15 protein-coding genes are annotated in these 17739 nt (G+C 45.4%); 12 read left to right on the forward strand and 3 right to left on the reverse strand.

Going from position 1 to position 17739, the window contains the following annotated elements:
• Nucleotides 1-286, forward strand: a 286-nt coding sequence (locus tag RLO19_RS25070) for a hypothetical protein (RefSeq protein ID WP_446360117.1), incomplete at its 5' end; no start/stop codon positions are given.
• A 3-nt stretch (nucleotides 287-289) separates the two neighbouring features.
• On the opposite strand, the gene RLO19_RS25075 is transcribed toward RLO19_RS25070, so the two are convergent.
• The 3 genes from RLO19_RS25075 to RLO19_RS25085 form a co-directional block, all read right to left on the reverse strand.
• Nucleotides 290-904, reverse strand: a complete 615-nt coding sequence (locus RLO19_RS25075) for a YdcF family protein (RefSeq protein ID WP_446360118.1) — start codon at nucleotides 902-904, stop codon at nucleotides 290-292.
• Between the two features lie 347 nt (nucleotides 905-1251).
• The gene (locus RLO19_RS25080) at nucleotides 1252-1872 is read right to left on the reverse strand and encodes an LAGLIDADG endonuclease (RefSeq protein ID WP_446360119.1); all 621 of its coding nucleotides are present in this window, start codon (nucleotides 1870-1872) and stop codon (nucleotides 1252-1254) included.
• A gap of 484 nt (nucleotides 1873-2356) precedes the next feature.
• The gene (locus tag RLO19_RS25085; protein ID WP_446360120.1) at nucleotides 2357-3457 is read right to left on the reverse strand and encodes a tocopherol cyclase family protein; all 1101 of its coding nucleotides are present in this window, start codon (nucleotides 3455-3457) and stop codon (nucleotides 2357-2359) included.
• A 333-nt stretch (nucleotides 3458-3790) separates the two neighbouring features.
• On the opposite strand from RLO19_RS25085, the gene RLO19_RS25090 reads away from it, so the two are divergent.
• From RLO19_RS25090 to RLO19_RS25140, 11 genes are all read left to right on the forward strand, one after another.
• Nucleotides 3791-5632, forward strand: a complete 1842-nt coding sequence (locus tag RLO19_RS25090; RefSeq protein WP_446360121.1) for a fatty acyl-AMP ligase — start codon at nucleotides 3791-3793, stop codon at nucleotides 5630-5632.
• Between the two features lie 134 nt (nucleotides 5633-5766).
• Complete coding sequence (locus RLO19_RS25095; RefSeq protein ID WP_446360122.1) at nucleotides 5767-7575, forward strand: acyl-CoA dehydrogenase; 1809 nt, start codon at nucleotides 5767-5769, stop codon at nucleotides 7573-7575.
• A complete protein-coding gene (locus tag RLO19_RS25100) occupies nucleotides 7544-7981 on the forward strand; it encodes an acyl carrier protein (RefSeq protein WP_446360123.1) in 438 nt (145 codons plus the stop codon). Before RLO19_RS25095 ends, RLO19_RS25100 begins: the two co-directional genes overlap by 32 nt.
• Before the next feature lie 9 nt (nucleotides 7982-7990).
• Complete coding sequence (locus RLO19_RS25105; protein WP_446360124.1) at nucleotides 7991-8140, forward strand: hypothetical protein; 150 nt, start codon at nucleotides 7991-7993, stop codon at nucleotides 8138-8140.
• A 59-nt stretch (nucleotides 8141-8199) separates the two neighbouring features.
• Nucleotides 8200-9669, forward strand: a complete 1470-nt coding sequence (locus tag RLO19_RS25110) for an MBOAT family O-acyltransferase (protein ID WP_446360125.1) — start codon at nucleotides 8200-8202, stop codon at nucleotides 9667-9669.
• A complete protein-coding gene (locus RLO19_RS25115) occupies nucleotides 9669-10616 on the forward strand; it encodes a hypothetical protein (protein ID WP_446360126.1) in 948 nt (315 codons plus the stop codon). Before RLO19_RS25110 ends, RLO19_RS25115 begins: the two co-directional genes overlap by 1 nt.
• Entirely contained in the window at nucleotides 10613-11878 is a 1266-nt protein-coding gene (locus RLO19_RS25120; protein ID WP_446360127.1) for an NAD(P)/FAD-dependent oxidoreductase, read from the forward strand. Before RLO19_RS25115 ends, RLO19_RS25120 begins: the two co-directional genes overlap by 4 nt.
• Nucleotides 11879-11925: 47 nt before the next feature.
• Nucleotides 11926-13797: a DCC1-like thiol-disulfide oxidoreductase family protein gene (locus RLO19_RS25125; protein WP_446360128.1), complete on the forward strand. Its 1872-nt coding sequence runs from the start codon at nucleotides 11926-11928 to the stop codon at nucleotides 13795-13797.
• Nucleotides 13798-13992: 195 nt separating this feature from the next.
• Nucleotides 13993-15474 (forward strand): MBOAT family O-acyltransferase, encoded by a 1482-nt coding sequence (locus RLO19_RS25130; protein WP_446360129.1) that lies wholly within the window; start codon nucleotides 13993-13995, stop codon nucleotides 15472-15474.
• 17 nt (nucleotides 15475-15491) lie between these two features.
• Complete coding sequence (locus RLO19_RS25135) at nucleotides 15492-16709, forward strand: hypothetical protein (RefSeq protein ID WP_446360130.1); 1218 nt, start codon at nucleotides 15492-15494, stop codon at nucleotides 16707-16709.
• Nucleotides 16710-16741: 32 nt separating this feature from the next.
• The gene (locus RLO19_RS25140) at nucleotides 16742-17713 is read left to right on the forward strand and encodes a glycosyltransferase family 2 protein (RefSeq protein WP_446360131.1); all 972 of its coding nucleotides are present in this window, start codon (nucleotides 16742-16744) and stop codon (nucleotides 17711-17713) included.
• Nucleotides 17714-17739 lie beyond the last annotated feature (26 nt).

A 17739-nucleotide genomic window follows, 5' to 3' on the forward strand; every position in this document is an offset into this window, starting at 1 on the left:
GGGTTTAGGGACAATTGTAGGGGCGGGTTTAGGGACAATTGTAGGGGCGGGTTTAGGGACAATTGTAGGGGCGGGTTTAGGGACTAAATTCAGATATTCACCGATAACGGAACAACAAAACCCGCCCTCCTCACCGATAACCCAACAACAAAACCCGCCCTCCTCACCGATAACCCAACAACAAAACCCGCCCTCCCCACCGATAACCCAACAACAAAACCCGCCCTCCCCACCGATAAATGAACAACAAAACCCGCCCTCCCCACCGATAACGGAACTCTCATAGATTCTATTTTTTGAGAAAATTGGATGTCTGACCCAAAGTCGCACCAGTATGTCCAGTCGTCACCCATAATAAAGCTCTCGCACCATCCCGCAGGGATTTCTCAATGGGTTCAGGATCACGTCCTAAAGACACAGGGACGGGTTTAATCATGATCCCGCGACTGCCAAACACAATTTCACCAATGACACGCGCACGCAGCATGTGATCGTCCGCCGTAATCAAATAGACACCATCGATTCCTTTGGCTTTCAACTCATCCACCAACGTCGTAAAGTTGGTTACCGTATCGGTAGCACGGCGATCAATATGGAGATGGTTGCGGGGAATTCCGGCTTTGGCGAATACCTTTTCGGTGTACCAAGACGGACTACCCGACGATACCCAGATATGGAGATTGGGGTGCTGCTGGGCGAAATCCGCCGCAAAGAGTTCTCGTTCTTCTTCTCCCCCTAAAACCAAAATAGCTTCCGGCTGGATCAAATAACTTTGAATTTGCTTATAGCCACACAATAGCGAAACCGCCAAAATCGGCATCAACCAGGACAGTAATCTAACCTTAGAGCGCCGCGATCGCGAAAACAAGTATCGCCGTTGACGCACAGACATCCTCAAAAGCATGAGTAAATAGATGAATCAGGTGGTATCAAGGAGGAGCGCTCTTTTGGGCGGAACCTGAAAATGCCCTCGACATCGCAAGTTACCAGTCTAAAGGTACGGTTAACCGCAATGCAATCCATTACTGGAAAAGTTCAACGATCCTTCAAAACTTTCCACCCTAACCCTCTGCTAGTCCGTACAGATTTTGATGTAGCAATCGCCATAGCGATTTAAACCGAAAACTCTTCGGTCTACTGATATTCTCTTAATTACGGGACTGGCCGGATTTGAACCGGCGACCTAGCGCTTCAGATTGGTGTGAGTTTCCTCACTCTCTGGACTATCCCTTCACCTTGGGCTTGTCGCCTTTAGGTGGTAGCCGTTCTGTTTAAGGACGTTTGTACTTTATAGAGCATACTGTCGTGGATGTAAGGACGAATGAAAGCTAGAAATCGTTTTCCTTCCTTCGTTCCCATTCGCAGACGATAAAGACCTTTCCCTTTACTCAGCCCCCACTTAAATCCCCAAACCTCTGCAAAATAAGCAACAATGATCTCATTTTGTGGTTTCGAGAGATAAGTATTGAGATTAAGCGTCAAAGCATGAACCTTTCCGTCTTTTTTCGGGAAGGACTTAGCACCATCATCCATAAACCAGATGGCTATTCCCTGGGGGGTTAAGAGATTCAGGAACTTCCGGGTGATTGTTTTCGTTCCAGCTTGATAAAGCTTCTTAACCAAAACCCGCGTCAGCGGAATCAACTTGGGTTCCAGGCGAATCTGCTTATAGCCCTTCCTTGTACTCCCGCGTCGGATACTGACTGATTTTCCGGTTATTTGTTCGAGAAGCTTTTTCTTAAATAAGAGATACTCCTCATGTTTAGATGAAGTCTGGATAAAGAAGTTTTTTTGATTTCTTTTTCCATCACCTAATAACAGTCCAGCCAGAATACCGCGTTGCTCTACTTTCGATGAGACATTGTAGTCCATCTTTTATTGGCTTCCTTAAACCAGTCTCTGCACCTTCCGATTAGTTATAAGGTTGGAGTTTTGCCAGATTGACTTAAACTCCAACTAATCGGCTTGGCTCAAGATTACCTTATCTGTGATCAGACTTAGGCTTCCTTGAATTTGACTACATTCACTCGTTAGGTTTCCCTGACGGTGCCCGATTTTTCAGGAGGCGCTTGCTCTATCCATCTGAGCCACAGCCCCATTTCAATTCAACCATTATACCCAATAGTTTCTCTCTAGTCTTGCCTGATCCCCAACTTCAGCAAAAAATTGTCATTTGTCATTCGTCATTTGTCTGTCGAAGAATTCTGACCCTCAGCCGGGGCGGGTTTAGTTATATCAGGGTGAAAACCTTCCCGTTAATGGTAAAACCCGCCCCTACAACTTTCAAAACTCTTCCCAGCTCCCCCAGCTCCCCCAGCTCCCCCAGCTCCCCCAGCTCCCCCAGCTCCCTCAGCTACTAGGAAATCCAGGGCAATTTTGCTTGAGCTGTCCAAGCCTCATCCCAAGGTTCCCCACCCACTTCTAGTCCGCAAAGAGAGCTATGGGCTTTAAGAATCGTTTTAGCAGTTCCCCCGCGTCGCGATCGCAGTTCCAGGGTAAGCTTACCCTGCATGGTATCGCGGCAAACAAAAATTAAACCCTGTTCCGTTGGGGCGCGTAGGAGAGTACCCGGTTGATTTGTCGTACTGATTAACTCAACCTCATACTCAGCATTGCGGGCTTGCATTTGCCAGTCTCCCCAAGGCTGAATCTGCCAGCGCACTTCTGAATTCCAGGGGACAAACTCATAAAATTGCCCTTGATAGTGGATACCAATTAACGCCGCTGATTCCATCCACCACAGCACTCCCCGCCTACCCCCACCCGCCGTGAGCGCCAAGTCAGGTTCATTGTCAAAGCTGTTGCAATTGAGCCAAAACCACTTTTGTGGAAAAGAACGTCCCCAGTTTTTTTCGCCGTAAGCGGGAGCATTGGTAAACTCGTAGCGTTGACCCTTCCACTCAATCCAACCCGTCGCCCAGCCGTGAGCCATCAAAATCTGCCAACCGGGTTCAAATATCTGGAATGACGATAACCAGCCTGCGGTTGATTGCTCAGGTGCATCGCGACTCGCCCAACCATAGATGGGTTGAATTTCATAGCGCCAATGGCAGTAATCTCCCGTGGCAGGATCACTAATTTTACCTTGATTCAAGGTAGCGGTGGCTTGATACCCTTGGTGGATATGATTGTCAAAGGTGGCGGGATCTAAATAGTGGGCAGGAATGGCTAAGTCTGTTTTGCCCCAATGTCCTAGGGCTAAGGATGTGGGAGATGCCCAAAATTGCTCAACATCTGGAAAAGTACGGCACAGATAACCATCCTCAGGACCCAAAATTTGAGCGGCGCCACCGGTGTGGGGTTGACCGGCGATGGGATCTTCAATGGAATACATAAAGCCAAAGGTCTGACCCCAATCGGGTAAGGTTACTCGATAGTACCATCCTTCAAAGAAGCGAGAACTACTTCCATCCCAGTGATAGCCGCTATGGGGGGTTTGCAGGAGATTGGCATTCATTCGTTGAGGTAAGGTGAAAGGGAGCAGAGGGAGATGGGGCAGATGAGGGAGATAGGGGGAGAATTTACAAATGACGAATGACGACTAAAACTTTACCAAAACTTTATAGAGGATCAGTATCATTCATAAATATTACGCCATAATTATGTAAAGCACTGGGAGAATAATAATTGTGTCACGTTTGGTTATCAATTTTTAAGATTAGTTAAGTGTTCGAGAGGATCGGGTAGCCCAGCTAAGGTGGCGAATCAAACGCCGACTACAAATGGAGCGATCGCGGCTGCAACATCCTAAAGTTAGCCCAAGCCAACTCCTTAGACAACGTTATTAAAAATGGTTCAAAACCCTGCTAGTTCGACAAATTCCCTAGCTGAATTTTCTACACTTACGGAACTGCTACGTTGGAGGGCGCTGCAGCACCCAGACAAGTTAGCCTATAAATTTCTCGTTGATGGCAAGCCAGAAGGACCCGAACTCACATACGCTGACCTTGACCGTTTAGCCCGGGCGATAGGGGCTTGGCTGCAACAGCATAGTGCTAGAGGTGAACGTGCTTTACTCCTCTATCCCCAAGGATTAGAGGTGATTGCTGCCTTTTGTGGCTGTTTGTATGGGGGGATTATTGCCATCCCTGTCCCGCCTCCGGATGGGGGACGAATGAAGCGCACGTTACCCAGACTGCGCTCTATTGTTCAAGATGCCCAAGCCTCTATTTGTTTAACCACAGGTCGAATTCTTTCTCTGCTGGAGAATGGACGGGAGGAGTTTCCCGAATTCGACCAAATGCAGTGGCTGGATACTGAACAGGTCGATCTCAATCTGGCTCAAGCATGGCAAGACCCCCAAGCAAGTCGGGATGAGCTAGCTTATCTCCAGTACACATCAGGATCTACCTCCACACCCAAGGGGGTAATGCTATCTCACCATAACCTGATGTTCCATTCCGGCTATCTTAATCAAGCCTGCGGTTACGATGCAGATAGCGCCACTGTCACCTGGATGCCTTACTTCCACGATTACGGGTTAGTCCAAGGCATGGTTCAACCCCTCTATAACGGGACGCCCTGTTATGTAATGTCGCCCTTTTCCTTTATTAAGCAACCGATGCGATGGTTAGGGGCGATTACCCATTATCGGGCAACTCATAGCCAAGCGCCTAACTTTGCTTACGATTTGTGTGTGCGGCGGGCAAAACCCAAACAACTAGCAAAACTGGATTTGAGCAGTTGGCAAGCGGCGGGAAATGCGGCGGAACCGATTAACCCGAAAGTGATGCAGTCTTTCTTTGAAACCTTTGAAAAATGTGGGTTCCGTTGGAATGCCTTTGCCCCTGCTTATGGACTAGCAGAAGATACCCTGCTGGTATCCAGTAAGCCATTGCTCACCCCGCCGGTTCTTTGTATCCTTGATGCGTCTGCTTTAGAAAAAAATCGGATTGTTCCCGTATCCAGCCCCCAAGAAGGGGTAAGGATGTTGCCCAGTTGTGGGCGTCTGGTTTGTGATACTCAAGTCGTTATCGCGAATCCTGATACATTGACCCAATGTGAGCCTGATCAAGTAGGGGAAATTTGGGTGAAAGACCCCAGTGTGGCTCAAGGGTATTGGCAACGTCCAGAGGCGACGAAGGAAACATTTCAGGCAAATCTTGCAGATACCGGGGAAGGTCCGTTCTTACGGACAGGGGATTTAGGATTTTTGCGAGACGGTGAACTATTTATTACCGGTCGGATTAAAGACCTGATTATTATCCGAGGTACTAATCATTATCCTCAAGATATTGAATGGACGGTGCAGCAGGTTCACTCCGCTTTGCGTCCTGATTATGGCGCCGCCTTTTCGATTGAGGCTGGCGGTGAGGAACGGTTGATTGTGCTACAGGAGGTTGAACGTCGGACTCAAGATGTCAACTTTGAGGCAGTGATTACGGATATTCGTCAAGCTGTAGCCGAGGAACATGAAATCCCAGCTTATGCTGTTGTCCTAGTTCAACCGGGAACAATTGAGAAAACCTCAAGTGGCAAAATTCAGCGCCTTGCGGCGAGAACTAAGTTCTTGAATGGAGAACTGGGTGTGATCGCGGATTGGAGTGAAAATCCGAAACTCAGGAGTAAGTTCCGCACCCTCCAGGGAGAAGTCGATGCTTTGGTGCAGCAATTACAAGTTCCCAAGTCTTAGGTTTGGTGATTGGGGATTGGTGATTGATTAAAGATTTATTCCACCATATCGGGGCGGGTTTAGGAACATCAGGGTGACAAGTAAGGATAATCGTAAAACCCGCCCCTACGAAAAAACAAAGAGGGTACAAAGAAATGCATCAACTGAAACAGTATCAAATAGCACAAGCCCTAGAACGGGATTTAGGAGATCCGGCTCATCCAGAGAGTACGATGTCCTTCAAACGGGTGATGGAACTGGATGAGAGCGAAGAGTTTCCTGAAGCTGAAGTGGATTGGCTTTATAACTGGAAACTGCAAGATTACTACGTCCCAGAAAACTGTGGGGGTAAATTTACCTCCTTTGAGGAATTCGTCGCCTTTGTGCGGGTGATGTCAAGGCGGGATCAAACGATCGCGATCGCATTTACCACCATGTTCTGGTCGTTCCTCACCTGGATGGCGGGTACAGATGCCCAAAAAAAGAAACTTTCCCAGTTTATCCGCGAGGAAAAGGGAACCATGTGTCTTGCCTATTCCGAACGAGCCCATGGGAGTGACTTGATTGGTGGCGATGTGACTGCCAAAAAAGTTGAGGGAGGGTATCTCCTGAATGGGGAAAAGTGGCCCATTAACCGCGCTACCCGTTCCGGGGTATCGTTTGTTTTAGCCAAAACCAGTGAAGAAGAAGGCGCTCGTTGTCTGTCCTTATTTATGGTTGACAAACGTAAACTTGACCCCTCTACCTACTACAACCTGCCCAAAATCCTCACCCATGGTATTCGCGCCTCAGATATGAGTGGGATTGGGTTTAAGGATTGCTTCATTCCCGAAGGGATGCGCTTAAAGGACGAAGGTTCGGGTTTAGAACTTGCACTCAAGGGCTTCCAAATCACCCGCATGTTGTGCGCCGCCTTCTCTCACGGTGCTGCTGATACCGCGATGAGAACCACGCTAAACTTTGCCATTAACCGGGTTGTTTATCACAAAACTGTTTTTGATATCCCTCAACCTCGGCAAACCTTAGTCGATGGGTTCATCGATATGTTGGTTTGTGATTGTGAAACCATTGGTGCCGCGAGAGGGTTTCATATTATCCCCGAACAATTTTCCGTCTGGGCGACGGTGGTTAAATACTTTGTCACCATCAAACTAGAAGAGGTGATTAACAGTGTTTACGTCGTCCTCGGTTCCCGTTTCTATATGCGCGATGAGCATGACTACGGCATTTTCCAGAAACTGCTGCGGGATAATTCGATTATCAGTATGTTTGATGGCAGCAGCGTGGTTAACCTTCATGCCCTAATTCTTCAGTTTCGCCCAATCGCCAAATATCGCTCCAGACGCAAGCAGAAGACGATGGAGGGTATCCAATCCCGTCTGGATGCCATTTTCTCCCTAGAAAAATCCGTCCCGCCATTTGAGCCAGAGAAGCTGGAATTATTTGGTCGGGGGGCTGACGATGTTCTGCAAGGGCTAGAAATTGCCTGGGAACAACTCCAGGCGCTGAAGACACAAGGGGATGTTGACGCCGAAGTAGTGGAAAAAATTATCACATTAACTACCATTGTTCTAGAAGAACTCGACGCCTTCGATGAACGTATTGCCAACTCCGGATTTGAACATGGTCATGATCAAGATCCCGAATTATTTGAACTGGCGAAAAAATACTGCGACTTACACGCCGCCGCCGCATCGGTTCACACCTGGATTTACAACCGGACAATCTTAGGTGAGTTCTTTAGCAAGGGAGAATGGTTAGTATTAGGACTTTATCGCCGCTTACGCCCCTGGCGATCGCTGCCCAATATTGTCCCGAAAGTCTACAGTGAAAATGTGGCACAACACCTGCTGAAGCTGCATCAGGAAAACAAAATGTTTTCCATTGTACCCATTCAACTAGCCCACACTGAAACACAAGAGGAAAAAACCCATGCAAGTGCAGAACTCCAACTCCAAGCCTAATGACGTTATGGTTCAAAGCGACGTAGAAACCACCAATCAGCCCGTTGATTCCGTTCAAGCTATTCAAAACTGGATGGTAAATCAACTGGTAGAACAACTATCCCTAGATGCCAAAAACATTGATGTCACCGAACCTTTAACCCGCTATGGGCTGGATTCCATTGACGCGGTAACCATTGTCGGTGAACTCGAAGATTGGTTAGAAGTTGAATTACCTTCGACATTGTTCTGGGATTATCCGACAATTGAGAAATCGGCTCAATACCTAGTCGCAGAATTCGATGTTTCAGCCGCATTAAACAACGCCGAACCCGTAGCCCCCTCGGATAATAAAGACGTGGAACCCGAAGCATCCGAAAAATCCGGCAAAGGCTGGGGTGGATTTTGGAAAGGATTGGGAGGGTAGAGACGTGCCATGGCACGTCTGGGAGCAGGGGGAGCAGGGGGAGCAGGGGGAGCAGGGGGAGCAGGGGAAGTTAACTCAAAAATCTACCTTACCTATTGCCTATTGCCCATTGCCTATTCCCTATTCTCTGTTCCCCGTTCCCTAACAAATGACGAATGACGTAGCTTGCTTCTCGCGAAGCGAGTATGACAAATGACAAAAAAGGAGGAAGCTGTTAATTGAATTTTTCTGACTTTTCCTTCTGGTGGGTGCTACTGCTTTACGCCATTCCTTTCTTTGCCATTCGCTATGTTGGCAAATCCCTGAAGCTGTGGCGAGACAACTTTGACACCATCGGTTTGGCGGTGATGTCACTGATATTGTTTTTGAATGCCAGTCGCTCTAGTTTCGCCATCTTTATGGTTGAGGTAGTGTTCAACTACTTCATGGTACGGCTGATGCTCCAGCGGCGGGGGAATGGTGCTAAGTTAATTGCCGCGATCGTGATTATCACCGATATTGCGATCCTCGCCTACCTAAAATACTTGACATTTTTTGCCGAAGATGTATTGGGAATCGTTGTACCGGGATTCAGGAACAATTGGGAACAAAACTTTCCCTTGCCAATTTTTCAACAGATTCCCCCTGGCGTTTCCTTCTACACCTTCCAGATGGTAGCATTTGTGGTCGATTCCCTCAGACCTAAATATAAAAAACCTATCGCTTTTCTGGATTACATTAATTTTATTGCCTTCTTTCCGCAGATTGTCGCAGGACCGATTGAACGACGGGCTGACTTATTACCCCAAATTCAAGGGTTTCGCTTTAAATTCACAGCAGAAAATTTTGAGTTGGGATTACGATGGCTATCTTTGGGCTTCTTTATGAAGTTGGTGCTAGCCGATAATATCGCCCCCTACATTAACTTACAAGAAACTGCAAATCCCTGGATTGTTTGGTTCTTTGCTTACTTATTTACCCTGCGAATCTACTTTGATTTTGCCGGCTATAGTTTCATGGCGATAGGTGTGGCGAGAATATTGGGAGTTCAACTAACCGTAAACTTCCTGGCTCCCTATACCTCCGTCAGTATTCAGGAATTTTGGCGGCGATGGCACATTACCCTGAATAACTGGTTTCGCGACTATGTGTTTTTACCCCTAATGGGTTCTAAAAAACAATTAGCCGCCTTCTTTTTATTCATCACCTTTACCCTATCAGGGTTCTGGCATGGTGCGGCGTGGAATTTTATTATTTGGGGCGCGTATCACGGCTCGTTACTGTTGCTATTACGCTACACAGGTAGACCTTTTCAACGCTTTATGGGAAAAGGAAAACAGGTGTCCCGTTTTCAGTTTATCTCTTGGGCGCTAACATTTGGAGCCGTGACGCTGGGGTGTCTGTTCTTTATGGAAACAGATATTCTACGATTACTCTCAAAGTTACGCACGATTATTACCCCATGGGCGTATTCTTTATCGAATTTAGGCGAATTCTTGAGTTCCTACAGTCTCAACGAGGGTGCTGTTTTGATTGTCACACTCTTGCTGGCAAATGCTGTGTTATTTATGGAACATCTCGCCGTTTGGCAAAAACGGAAGTTTGAATATGAATTGTTACTATTGCCTTGGGTATCGCGAGTTTTATTAGGATTAACCATCCTATTCGCGGCGAATCAGCCGTCTGAGTTTATTTACTTTGAATTCTGATGTGGAAATCATTAAAACTGAGCAGTTGGATTGCAGTTGCTGCGATCGCGTGGACAATAGGTTACATTTACAACGCCCGCTATGGTGGAGAGTTGAGCTGGCTGCGGATGATGTACGAAGACAAAATCGCGTTAGCCGAGAAGGTGGAAGCGCCGCGACGTTTATTGATTACTGGGGGTTCAGGGGCGCATTATACGATAAACTCCGAGTTGATGCAAGAGAAACTGGGGATTCCCGTGCTGAACTTGGGAATCGATGGACCGGTGGGTTTAAATGTGATTCTGCCCAGTATTATTGATCAGGTTCGTCCCGGAGATATCGTGCTACTGATTCCCGAATATCTCATTTTATGGTCAGAAAATGGATTAGGCGATCGCTCGGCTCAATTTGGTGTCGCCATTGGACGTCCCGGGTTAGGTGGAATTCCCCCCAAGCAACTGGCTCAAGATACCCTAATGCTGGGTACCGCCACACTCAGAGGCGTCACCAAGTCTACGATAGATGTGATCCAAAAAGGACAGATGACGGGTTACTACTCGGATGGGGTGAATGCTTATGGAGATCCCGCCCCTGAAGATGATAAACAGCGCACGGGAGACTGGTGGGAATTACCGATTAATCAACCCATCACCAAACAAGCCGTCAAGCGGATTGAGCAATTTCGTCAGGAAGTAGAAGCCAAAGGAGGAACATTAGTTCTATCATTACCCTGGGTCTATGCTCGCACCGATGAGAAATCAGTTGCTAATGTGGAAAAAACGGCAGAGGAGTTAGCCAAAATTGGCCCGTTAATTTATGATCCAGAGTCTTTAAATATGAAGACAAACTCAGATTTATTTGCCGATACCCACTACCACCTAACCCCTAAATCTCGGATAATTCGCTCCAGGGAGTTGGTTAAGCAACTGAGGGAAATTCCTGAACTAAACTTTAGGAATGAACAATGAACCATGAACCATCTATTCACATCTGTATTCTAGGCGGGGGGTTTGGTGGACTTTATACCGCCTTATACCTGCAACGGTTTCGCCTGTTTAAATCACCCAAATATAAAATTACGTTAATTGATCGCAAAGATCATCTGGTGTTTACACCCTTACTCTATGAACGAGTTACCGAGGAACTGCAAGCCTGGGAAATTGCCCCCCGTTATCGAAACTTAATTAAAAACACAACGATTGACTTTTGTCAAGGAACGATTCAGGCTCTCGATCTAGAAAAACGCCAAGTTAAGCTGCAATTAGAGACACTATCAGAATCAGGGCAAAATCTCAGAATTGTAAATTATGACTATTTAGTATTAACCGTTGGTGCCGAGATGCGCTTGGAGGGCGTAACTGGTGCAGCGACGTATGCTTATCCCTTCCGCACCGTTACTGATGCGGAACGCCTCAACCAACGGCTTAAGCAGTTAGAACAATCCAATTTGCCACAAATTCGCGTCGCCGTGATCGGCGCAGGACCGAGTGGTGTAGAGTTAGCCTGTAAAGTGAGCGATCGCTTGCAGAAACGGGGACAGGTAAGACTAATTGAACGGGGTCAACAATTGCTGAAAACCTTTACCCCTTACAGTCAAAAATCCGCCTATCGCGCCTTAAGTGCCCGTCGGGTACAAATGGAGTTTGAAACCAGTGTAGAAGCAATTGAAGCCGATCAAATTACTCTAATTAATCCCAACGGAAAAACCATTATGCCCGTTGATCTGGTGTTATGGACAGTGGGGACTCGTTCCATTGAATGGGTAAGCCATCTCCCTTGTCAACAGAATCCTCAAGGTAAGATACTCACCCACCCTACTTTACAGGTTGTGGATTATCCAGAAGTCCTCGCCCTAGGGGATATGGCAGAAATCCCAGATTATCCACAACTCCCCAAAACCGCACAAGTAGCTTACCAACAAGCGGATTGTGCCGCCAAAAACCTGTATCGGGCGGTTAGGGGTAAACAGTTAAAGCCGTTCCGCTATTTACATTTAGGAGAAATGTTGACCTTGGGAAAAGGGGAGGCGGTAGTTTCCAGTTTTGCCCTGAAGATAAGCGGTCCTTTGGCTGGTATGATTAGACAATTCGTTTATCTCCAGCGATTGCCAACCCTGCGCCATCGCTTGCGGGTGTTGCAGCATTGGGTGAGTCAATGGTTGGTTAATTTGAGGCGAAAATTAGCACAGCTATTCTGGAAGCGTCGGCGGCGAAGGACGGTTCATCGTTAATTGTCATTGGTTATTCGTCATTCATCATACACAGAGGACTAACGTTTATGGCGTCCAGTGTGCAGAAACCGAAAGGCAAGTGGGTGAGTAAGATTGAACCATTGTTTGGGTTTGATTTGCGATCGCTCGCTGTTTTTCGTATTGGTGTAGCGATTATCCTGATTGCCGATTTGCTCATCCGTGCCCAGGATATTACAAGACTTTACAGTGATGCTGGGGTATTACCGCGCACCGCATTGATCGATGAGATTCTTCCTCCTTGGTATTGGTCCGTGCATCTAATGGGGGGTCAACCCTTTATTCAAGGTGTTGTCTTTTTGCTGGCGGGATTAATCGCGGTAGCCCTACTTGTAGGATACCGGACAAGGTTGGCTGCGATCGCGTCTTGGGTCATGCTAATCTCCCTGCACAACCGGAATCCCGCTGTGTTATTTGCCGCTGATGACATGCTGCGGGCGCTATTGTTCTGGATGATGTTCTTACCCCTAGGGGCGTCTTACTCGGTGGATAGCGCCCTGAATTCATCCAGTAAGCCCTTACCCAAGCGGATTCTCACGGGGGCTACATTCGCGCTAACCTTACAAATTTATTATGTCTATGCCTTTTCCGCTGCGTTTAAAACAACCAGCGATATCTGGTTCCCCAAACTTACCGCCGTCTATTATGCCTTAAGTTTTGACCAGTACGCTGCACCACTGGGTCAATTCTTACTGAACTTCCCGCCCCTGTTAGTGTTTTCCACTGTCGCTACATTAATATTGGAGTGGATTGGACCCCTATTTCTATTTATTCCCTGGCGGACTACGTTTTTTCGCTGCGCCACGATTATCACGTTTATCTTGTTACATGTCGGCTTTGGCTTAACGCTGCATATTGGCTTGTTTCCGGCGTTAGGGATATTTGTCTGGTTGGTGTTTATCCCGACTGAGGTATGGGATGCCCTCTATAAGCGAGTGTATACACCTAAACGGGCTGGGTTAAGGATTTATTACGATGCCGACTGTGGGTTCTGTAAAAAGGTTGTTTATCTGCTGCGAACCTTTTTAATCTTACCCAAAACCCCCTTACAGATGGCGCAGGATGACCCCTCAATTTATGCCGATATGCAGGATAAAAACTCCTGGGTGGTTGTAGACTGGCAAGAGAACAGGCATTTTAAGTGGGAAGCGATGGCGTATGTGGTGAGTCTTTCTCCAGTCTTTAAACCCCTAGCTTACGTTCTCCGTTGGCGTCCTTTCATGGCAGTGGGGACAAAGTTCTATGAGACAATTGCTTCAAATCGTAAAATCGCGGGTAAATTCACCGCACCCTTAAAATTTCGTCCCGTGGAAGTCCGTTCTTCGGGACTATTAAACATCGTCACATTGTTGTTATTTGCTTACGTTACAGTTTGGAATTTCCGCAGTTTAGTCGATGCGCGATCGCTAAAGCAGACACTCGATCCCAATACTCTTGCCAAAATTGACCGGGTGATGAAGTCAAGGACGCTGAATTCCCTAGACTGGATTAGTCGCCTATTGCGGTTAGATCAGTCGTGGAGTATTTTCGCCCCAGCGCCGCCCACGGATGATGGCTGGCATGTTATTGTCGGTAAACTCAAGGATGGTAGCGAGGTTGACCTTTTGCGGAATCGAGGTTCTGTAAATTGGGATAAGCCGAGTATTAAGCAGCGCAATGCCCTGTATCCCAATATGCAGTGGCGTACCTACTTCATCAATCTCAATCGCGCGATCGGTAATAAGCTGTATCCTTATTATGCGGCGTATCTGTGTCGAAACTGGAATGAACAAAATCAGAGAAACCAAGAATTAGAGAGTTTGGACATTTATTTTGTAGATGAACGAACTGTTCCACCCGGAGAAACTCAGGATGTAGAGAAGAAGATTCAGTGGCAGCAATCTTGTTCTGGAGAGGATTAGGCAAAATTGATAAAAACAAACTTAATGAATTAAACAAAAATGAATTAAACTGAGTCGAGTGAAAAATTTAAAATATACCTTTACCTAAGACAATGTAATGCCCGGTATCACAAAATGTAATGGCGTGCCATTTAGTCAATTCAATTTACTCATAGTCATAGTCTTCCAGATCGATTAATATACTTACTATAAAAGATGCTATTTAATTCCTACGTCTTTATCTTTATATTTTTACCGATTACACTAATAGTATTCTTTGGATTAGCGAAATTTAAATTACTCAAACTTGCTACCATCTGTTTAACCATCAGTTCCTTCATTTTTTATGGCTACTGGAATATAGCCTATCTTCCCCTATTGGTTATTTCTATTGTCTTTAATCATCAAATGGGCAAAGCCATAGAAAATACTAAACCTGAAGGAAAGGAAGCCAAAATATTACTATGGGTAGGAATTAGCATTAACTTAGCGATCATTGCTTATTACAAATATGCTAATTTTTTCCTCTATTCAATTAACGGCATTCTCAACACTGAGCTGATCATTCCGACAATTATCTTACCTCTGGGTATTTCCTTTTACACCTTTACCCAAATTGCTTACTTAGTTGATGCCTATCGAGGTGAAACAAAAAATTCTAACTACGACTTGCTCACCTATAGTTTATTTATTAGTTACTTTCCCCAGTTAATTGCTGGACCTATTCTACGTCATGACGAACTCATCGATCAGTTTCGCCAAAAGCGACATTTCATTTTTTCCCAAAAAAACATGGCGTTAGGATTAACCATGTTTAGTCTGGGGCTATCCAAGAAAGTCTTAATCGCGGATAACATTTCGCCCTGGGTAGCCCCTGTCTTTAATAATCCAGGGGATGTCAGCTTTATTGAAGCCTGGGTGGGGGCACTTAGTTATACCTTTCAACTGTATTTTGATTTTTCGGGCTATTCGGATATGGCAATTGGTTTAGGGTTAATGTTTAATATCCGCCTACCGATTAACTTTAATTCCCCCTATAAAGCTACCTCGATTATTGACTTCTGGCGACGTTGGCATATTACCTTATCCAATTTCCTGCGGGATTACCTTTACATACCCCTCGGTGGTAGTCGTCGCGGACAAGTACGCCGCTATACTAACCTCTTGATTACCATGTTACTGGGTGGATTATGGCACGGTGCGGGTTGGACTTATGTAATATGGGGCGGATTGCATGGTACTTATTTATCCATTAATCATGGGTGGCGTAAGTTGAGTGTGCCATTACCCAAACTATTAGCGTGGATGGTAACCTTTATTTCTGTGATTATGGGATGGGTGTTATTTCGCGCTCGCAGTTTGCCTGAGGCGCTAGAACTTATTCAGACAATGGTGGGGATAAACGGTGTTATATTACCTGGTGAACCTCAAGGTAAATTGTCAATACTAACCCAGTTTGGTTTGCAGCTTAAGTCTTGGAATAATTTAGTTTATTTGCCAGAAGTTAATGGCAGTAAGGCTTTAAGTTTAGTTATTTTAATTGCCCTCACTTTATCTGTCACTTTTTTACCCAATACCCAGGAAATTCTGCAACACCTTAAACCTAGATGGTGGTGGGCAGCCTGGGTGGGCATCTTAGCGAGTTTTTCTTTACTCTCACTCAATCGCGTATCAGAATTTTTGTACTTCCAGTTTTAATTGATATTAGTCATTTTATGAATACATCCAGCTATTTGAAGTCAATTTACTCAATAATTTTATCTAAAAAACAGAATTCTGGGCTAAAAAAATACCGCAGATTCAATCTCAGTTTTATCATTGCCGTCTTTCTACCTTTGATGTCTGTTGGAGTTTTCAATATTGCCATTGATCCCTACGGAGTTTTTAACAGTCCAGAATTAAGAGGATGGAATCATGCCAAACCAAGCAAAGATAACAATGATAGAGTTTATAAAGCTATTGACGTTATCCGCATTAAACCCGTAACTATTTTTCTGGGTTCTTCTAGAATAAAGCAGGGACTCGATCCGAGTTATCCGGCTTTAGCCAAGAATCAATCTGCTTATAATCTAGGACTTAATGGTGTAAATGTTTACGAACAACTACGTTACTTAGAACACGCAATTGCCAATCAAAAGAACTTAAAATTAGTCATTCTCGGTACTGATTTTTTTTCCTTCAACTCCTACCTGCTGAATCCACCCGTTTTTTCTGAGGATAGGCTAGAAAAAAAACACCTTACTCTACAAGATACTATTAATTTTGGCTTTTCATTAGATGCTTTATTAGCAAGCAGAGAAAGCTTTGCTGCAAGTGTTAATAATCCTCATGAGGAAAGCCACCATAACCATGGCTTTAGTCCCCACCAAAATATCGATCCATCCCAGACTAGTTGGAGATTCAATGTGGGCATTAATGATTATTTTAAAAATCATTATAACTATCAACTCTCTAGTAAGCATATAGCTGACTTTAAAAAGATTGTGAATATATGCAAAAATAACAACATAAAGTTAGTCGTGTTTATATCTCCATCTCATGCTACGCAGTGGGAAGCCATATATGCTACTGGACAAGGGCAAACTTTTGAACAATGGAAACGGGAACTTGTCAAAATTACGCCAGTCTGGGACTTTTCTGGTTACAACAGTATCACAACAGAACCCATTACTCCTGAAATGGAAAATTACACAGACAATTCCCATTACACGCCTAAAATTGGTAACTTGGTACTCAATCGCTTGTTGTCTTACCAAGAACAGAAGGTTCCCCAGGATTTTGGTGTTCTGGTTACATCAAACACTATTGAATCTCATCTGGCTAAAATCCGGACTGAGCGTGATTTGTGGGTAAGGAAGCATCGGGATGAGGTGAAGTTAGTTCAAGATATGCAACATAAATTTGAAACTAAAGAAAAGGAAAAACTAAAGTAACAGAGGAAAAAGCTTAAAAATAAAATGAAAATATGCTAGACCATTTACCTAAACCTAATACATTTTCTCTTAAGAACCATCGGATTGCGGTTTTGCTTCCGTGCCATAACGAAGCCTTAACTATTGCCCAAGTCGTCACTGAGTTTCAATCTACACTTCCAGAAGCCAAGATTTATGTCTACGATAATCGTTCAACCGATAATACGGCAGAGCAGGCAGTGAAGGCGGGTGCTGTTGTTCGGCATGAGCCTAGGTTAGGCAAGGGTAACGTAATCCGGCGCATGTTCGCTGATATAGAAGCGGACATCTATATAATGGCAGACGGTGATAACACCTACGAAGTCCCAGCAGTGCGGCGATTGGTGGAGCGCCTATTAGGAGAGCAACTAGATATGGTTGTCGGTGTACGTCGCACAAGCGCAGGAGAAAGTGCTGCCTACCGTCGCGGTCATCGGGGCGGTAATGCATTTCTCACTGGCTTTGTCAAATTCCTTTTTGGGGCGCGGCTGTTGGATATGCTTTCCGGCTATCGAGTATTTTCGCGCCGATTTGTCAAATCATTTCCAGCACTCTCTAGTGGTTTTGAGATTGAAACGGAGTTTACCATACACGCGCTAGAGCTGAAAATGCCATTTGCCGAAGAGCCAACGGTGTACATTTCCCGACCCCCAGGTTCAGAAAGTAAACTCAAAACCTTTAAAGATGGTTGGCGAGTTTTAGGAACTGCACTATTGTTATTTAAGGAAGTGCGACCGTTCCTTTTCTTTAGCATTATTTTCGTCATGCTTGCCCTGATTTCTCTAATTCTCGGTATTCCTATCGTGGAGACTTTTCTAGAGACAGGATTAGTCCCCCGGTTCCCCACCGCTATCCTAGCCGCTTCAATTATGTTATTAGCGTTCCTCAGTCTCACCTGTGGTCTAATTTTGGACTCCGTTGCTCGTGGACGGCGAGAGGTAAAACGTATTGCTTACCTTGACCATCCTCTGCCTGAATTTGACTGATACGATTTCAGCCTTCTTCCTTAATA

Origin of the sequence: Coleofasciculus sp. G2-EDA-02, from assembly GCF_040226375.1 — a bacterium.
Taxonomy (GTDB): Bacteria; Cyanobacteriota; Cyanobacteriia; order Cyanobacteriales; family Coleofasciculaceae; genus Coleofasciculus.

What these genes read in the sequence shown, in the direction of transcription:
- RLO19_RS25075 (WP_446360118.1), bottom strand. Translation starts at nt 904, where the DNA reads ATGCTTTTGAGGATGTCTGTGCGTCAACGGCGATACTTGTTTTCGCGA.
- RLO19_RS25080 (WP_446360119.1), bottom strand. Translation starts at nt 1,872, where the DNA reads ATGGACTACAATGTCTCATCGAAAGTAGAGCAACGCGGTATTCTGGCT.
- RLO19_RS25085 (WP_446360120.1), bottom strand. Translation starts at nt 3,457, where the DNA reads ATGAATGCCAATCTCCTGCAAACCCCCCATAGCGGCTATCACTGGGAT.
- RLO19_RS25090 (WP_446360121.1), top strand. Translation starts at nt 3,791, where the DNA reads ATGGTTCAAAACCCTGCTAGTTCGACAAATTCCCTAGCTGAATTTTCT.
- RLO19_RS25095 (WP_446360122.1), top strand. Translation starts at nt 5,767, where the DNA reads ATGCATCAACTGAAACAGTATCAAATAGCACAAGCCCTAGAACGGGAT.
- RLO19_RS25100 (WP_446360123.1), top strand. Translation starts at nt 7,544, where the DNA reads ATGCAAGTGCAGAACTCCAACTCCAAGCCTAATGACGTTATGGTTCAA.
- RLO19_RS25105 (WP_446360124.1), top strand. Translation starts at nt 7,991, where the DNA reads ATGGCACGTCTGGGAGCAGGGGGAGCAGGGGGAGCAGGGGGAGCAGGG.
- RLO19_RS25115 (WP_446360126.1), top strand. Translation starts at nt 9,669, where the DNA reads ATGTGGAAATCATTAAAACTGAGCAGTTGGATTGCAGTTGCTGCGATC.
- RLO19_RS25120 (WP_446360127.1), top strand. Translation starts at nt 10,613, where the DNA reads ATGAACCATGAACCATCTATTCACATCTGTATTCTAGGCGGGGGGTTT.
- RLO19_RS25125 (WP_446360128.1), top strand. Translation starts at nt 11,926, where the DNA reads ATGGCGTCCAGTGTGCAGAAACCGAAAGGCAAGTGGGTGAGTAAGATT.
- RLO19_RS25130 (WP_446360129.1), top strand. Translation starts at nt 13,993, where the DNA reads ATGCTATTTAATTCCTACGTCTTTATCTTTATATTTTTACCGATTACA.
- RLO19_RS25135 (WP_446360130.1), top strand. Translation starts at nt 15,492, where the DNA reads ATGAATACATCCAGCTATTTGAAGTCAATTTACTCAATAATTTTATCT.
- RLO19_RS25140 (WP_446360131.1), top strand. Translation starts at nt 16,742, where the DNA reads ATGCTAGACCATTTACCTAAACCTAATACATTTTCTCTTAAGAACCAT.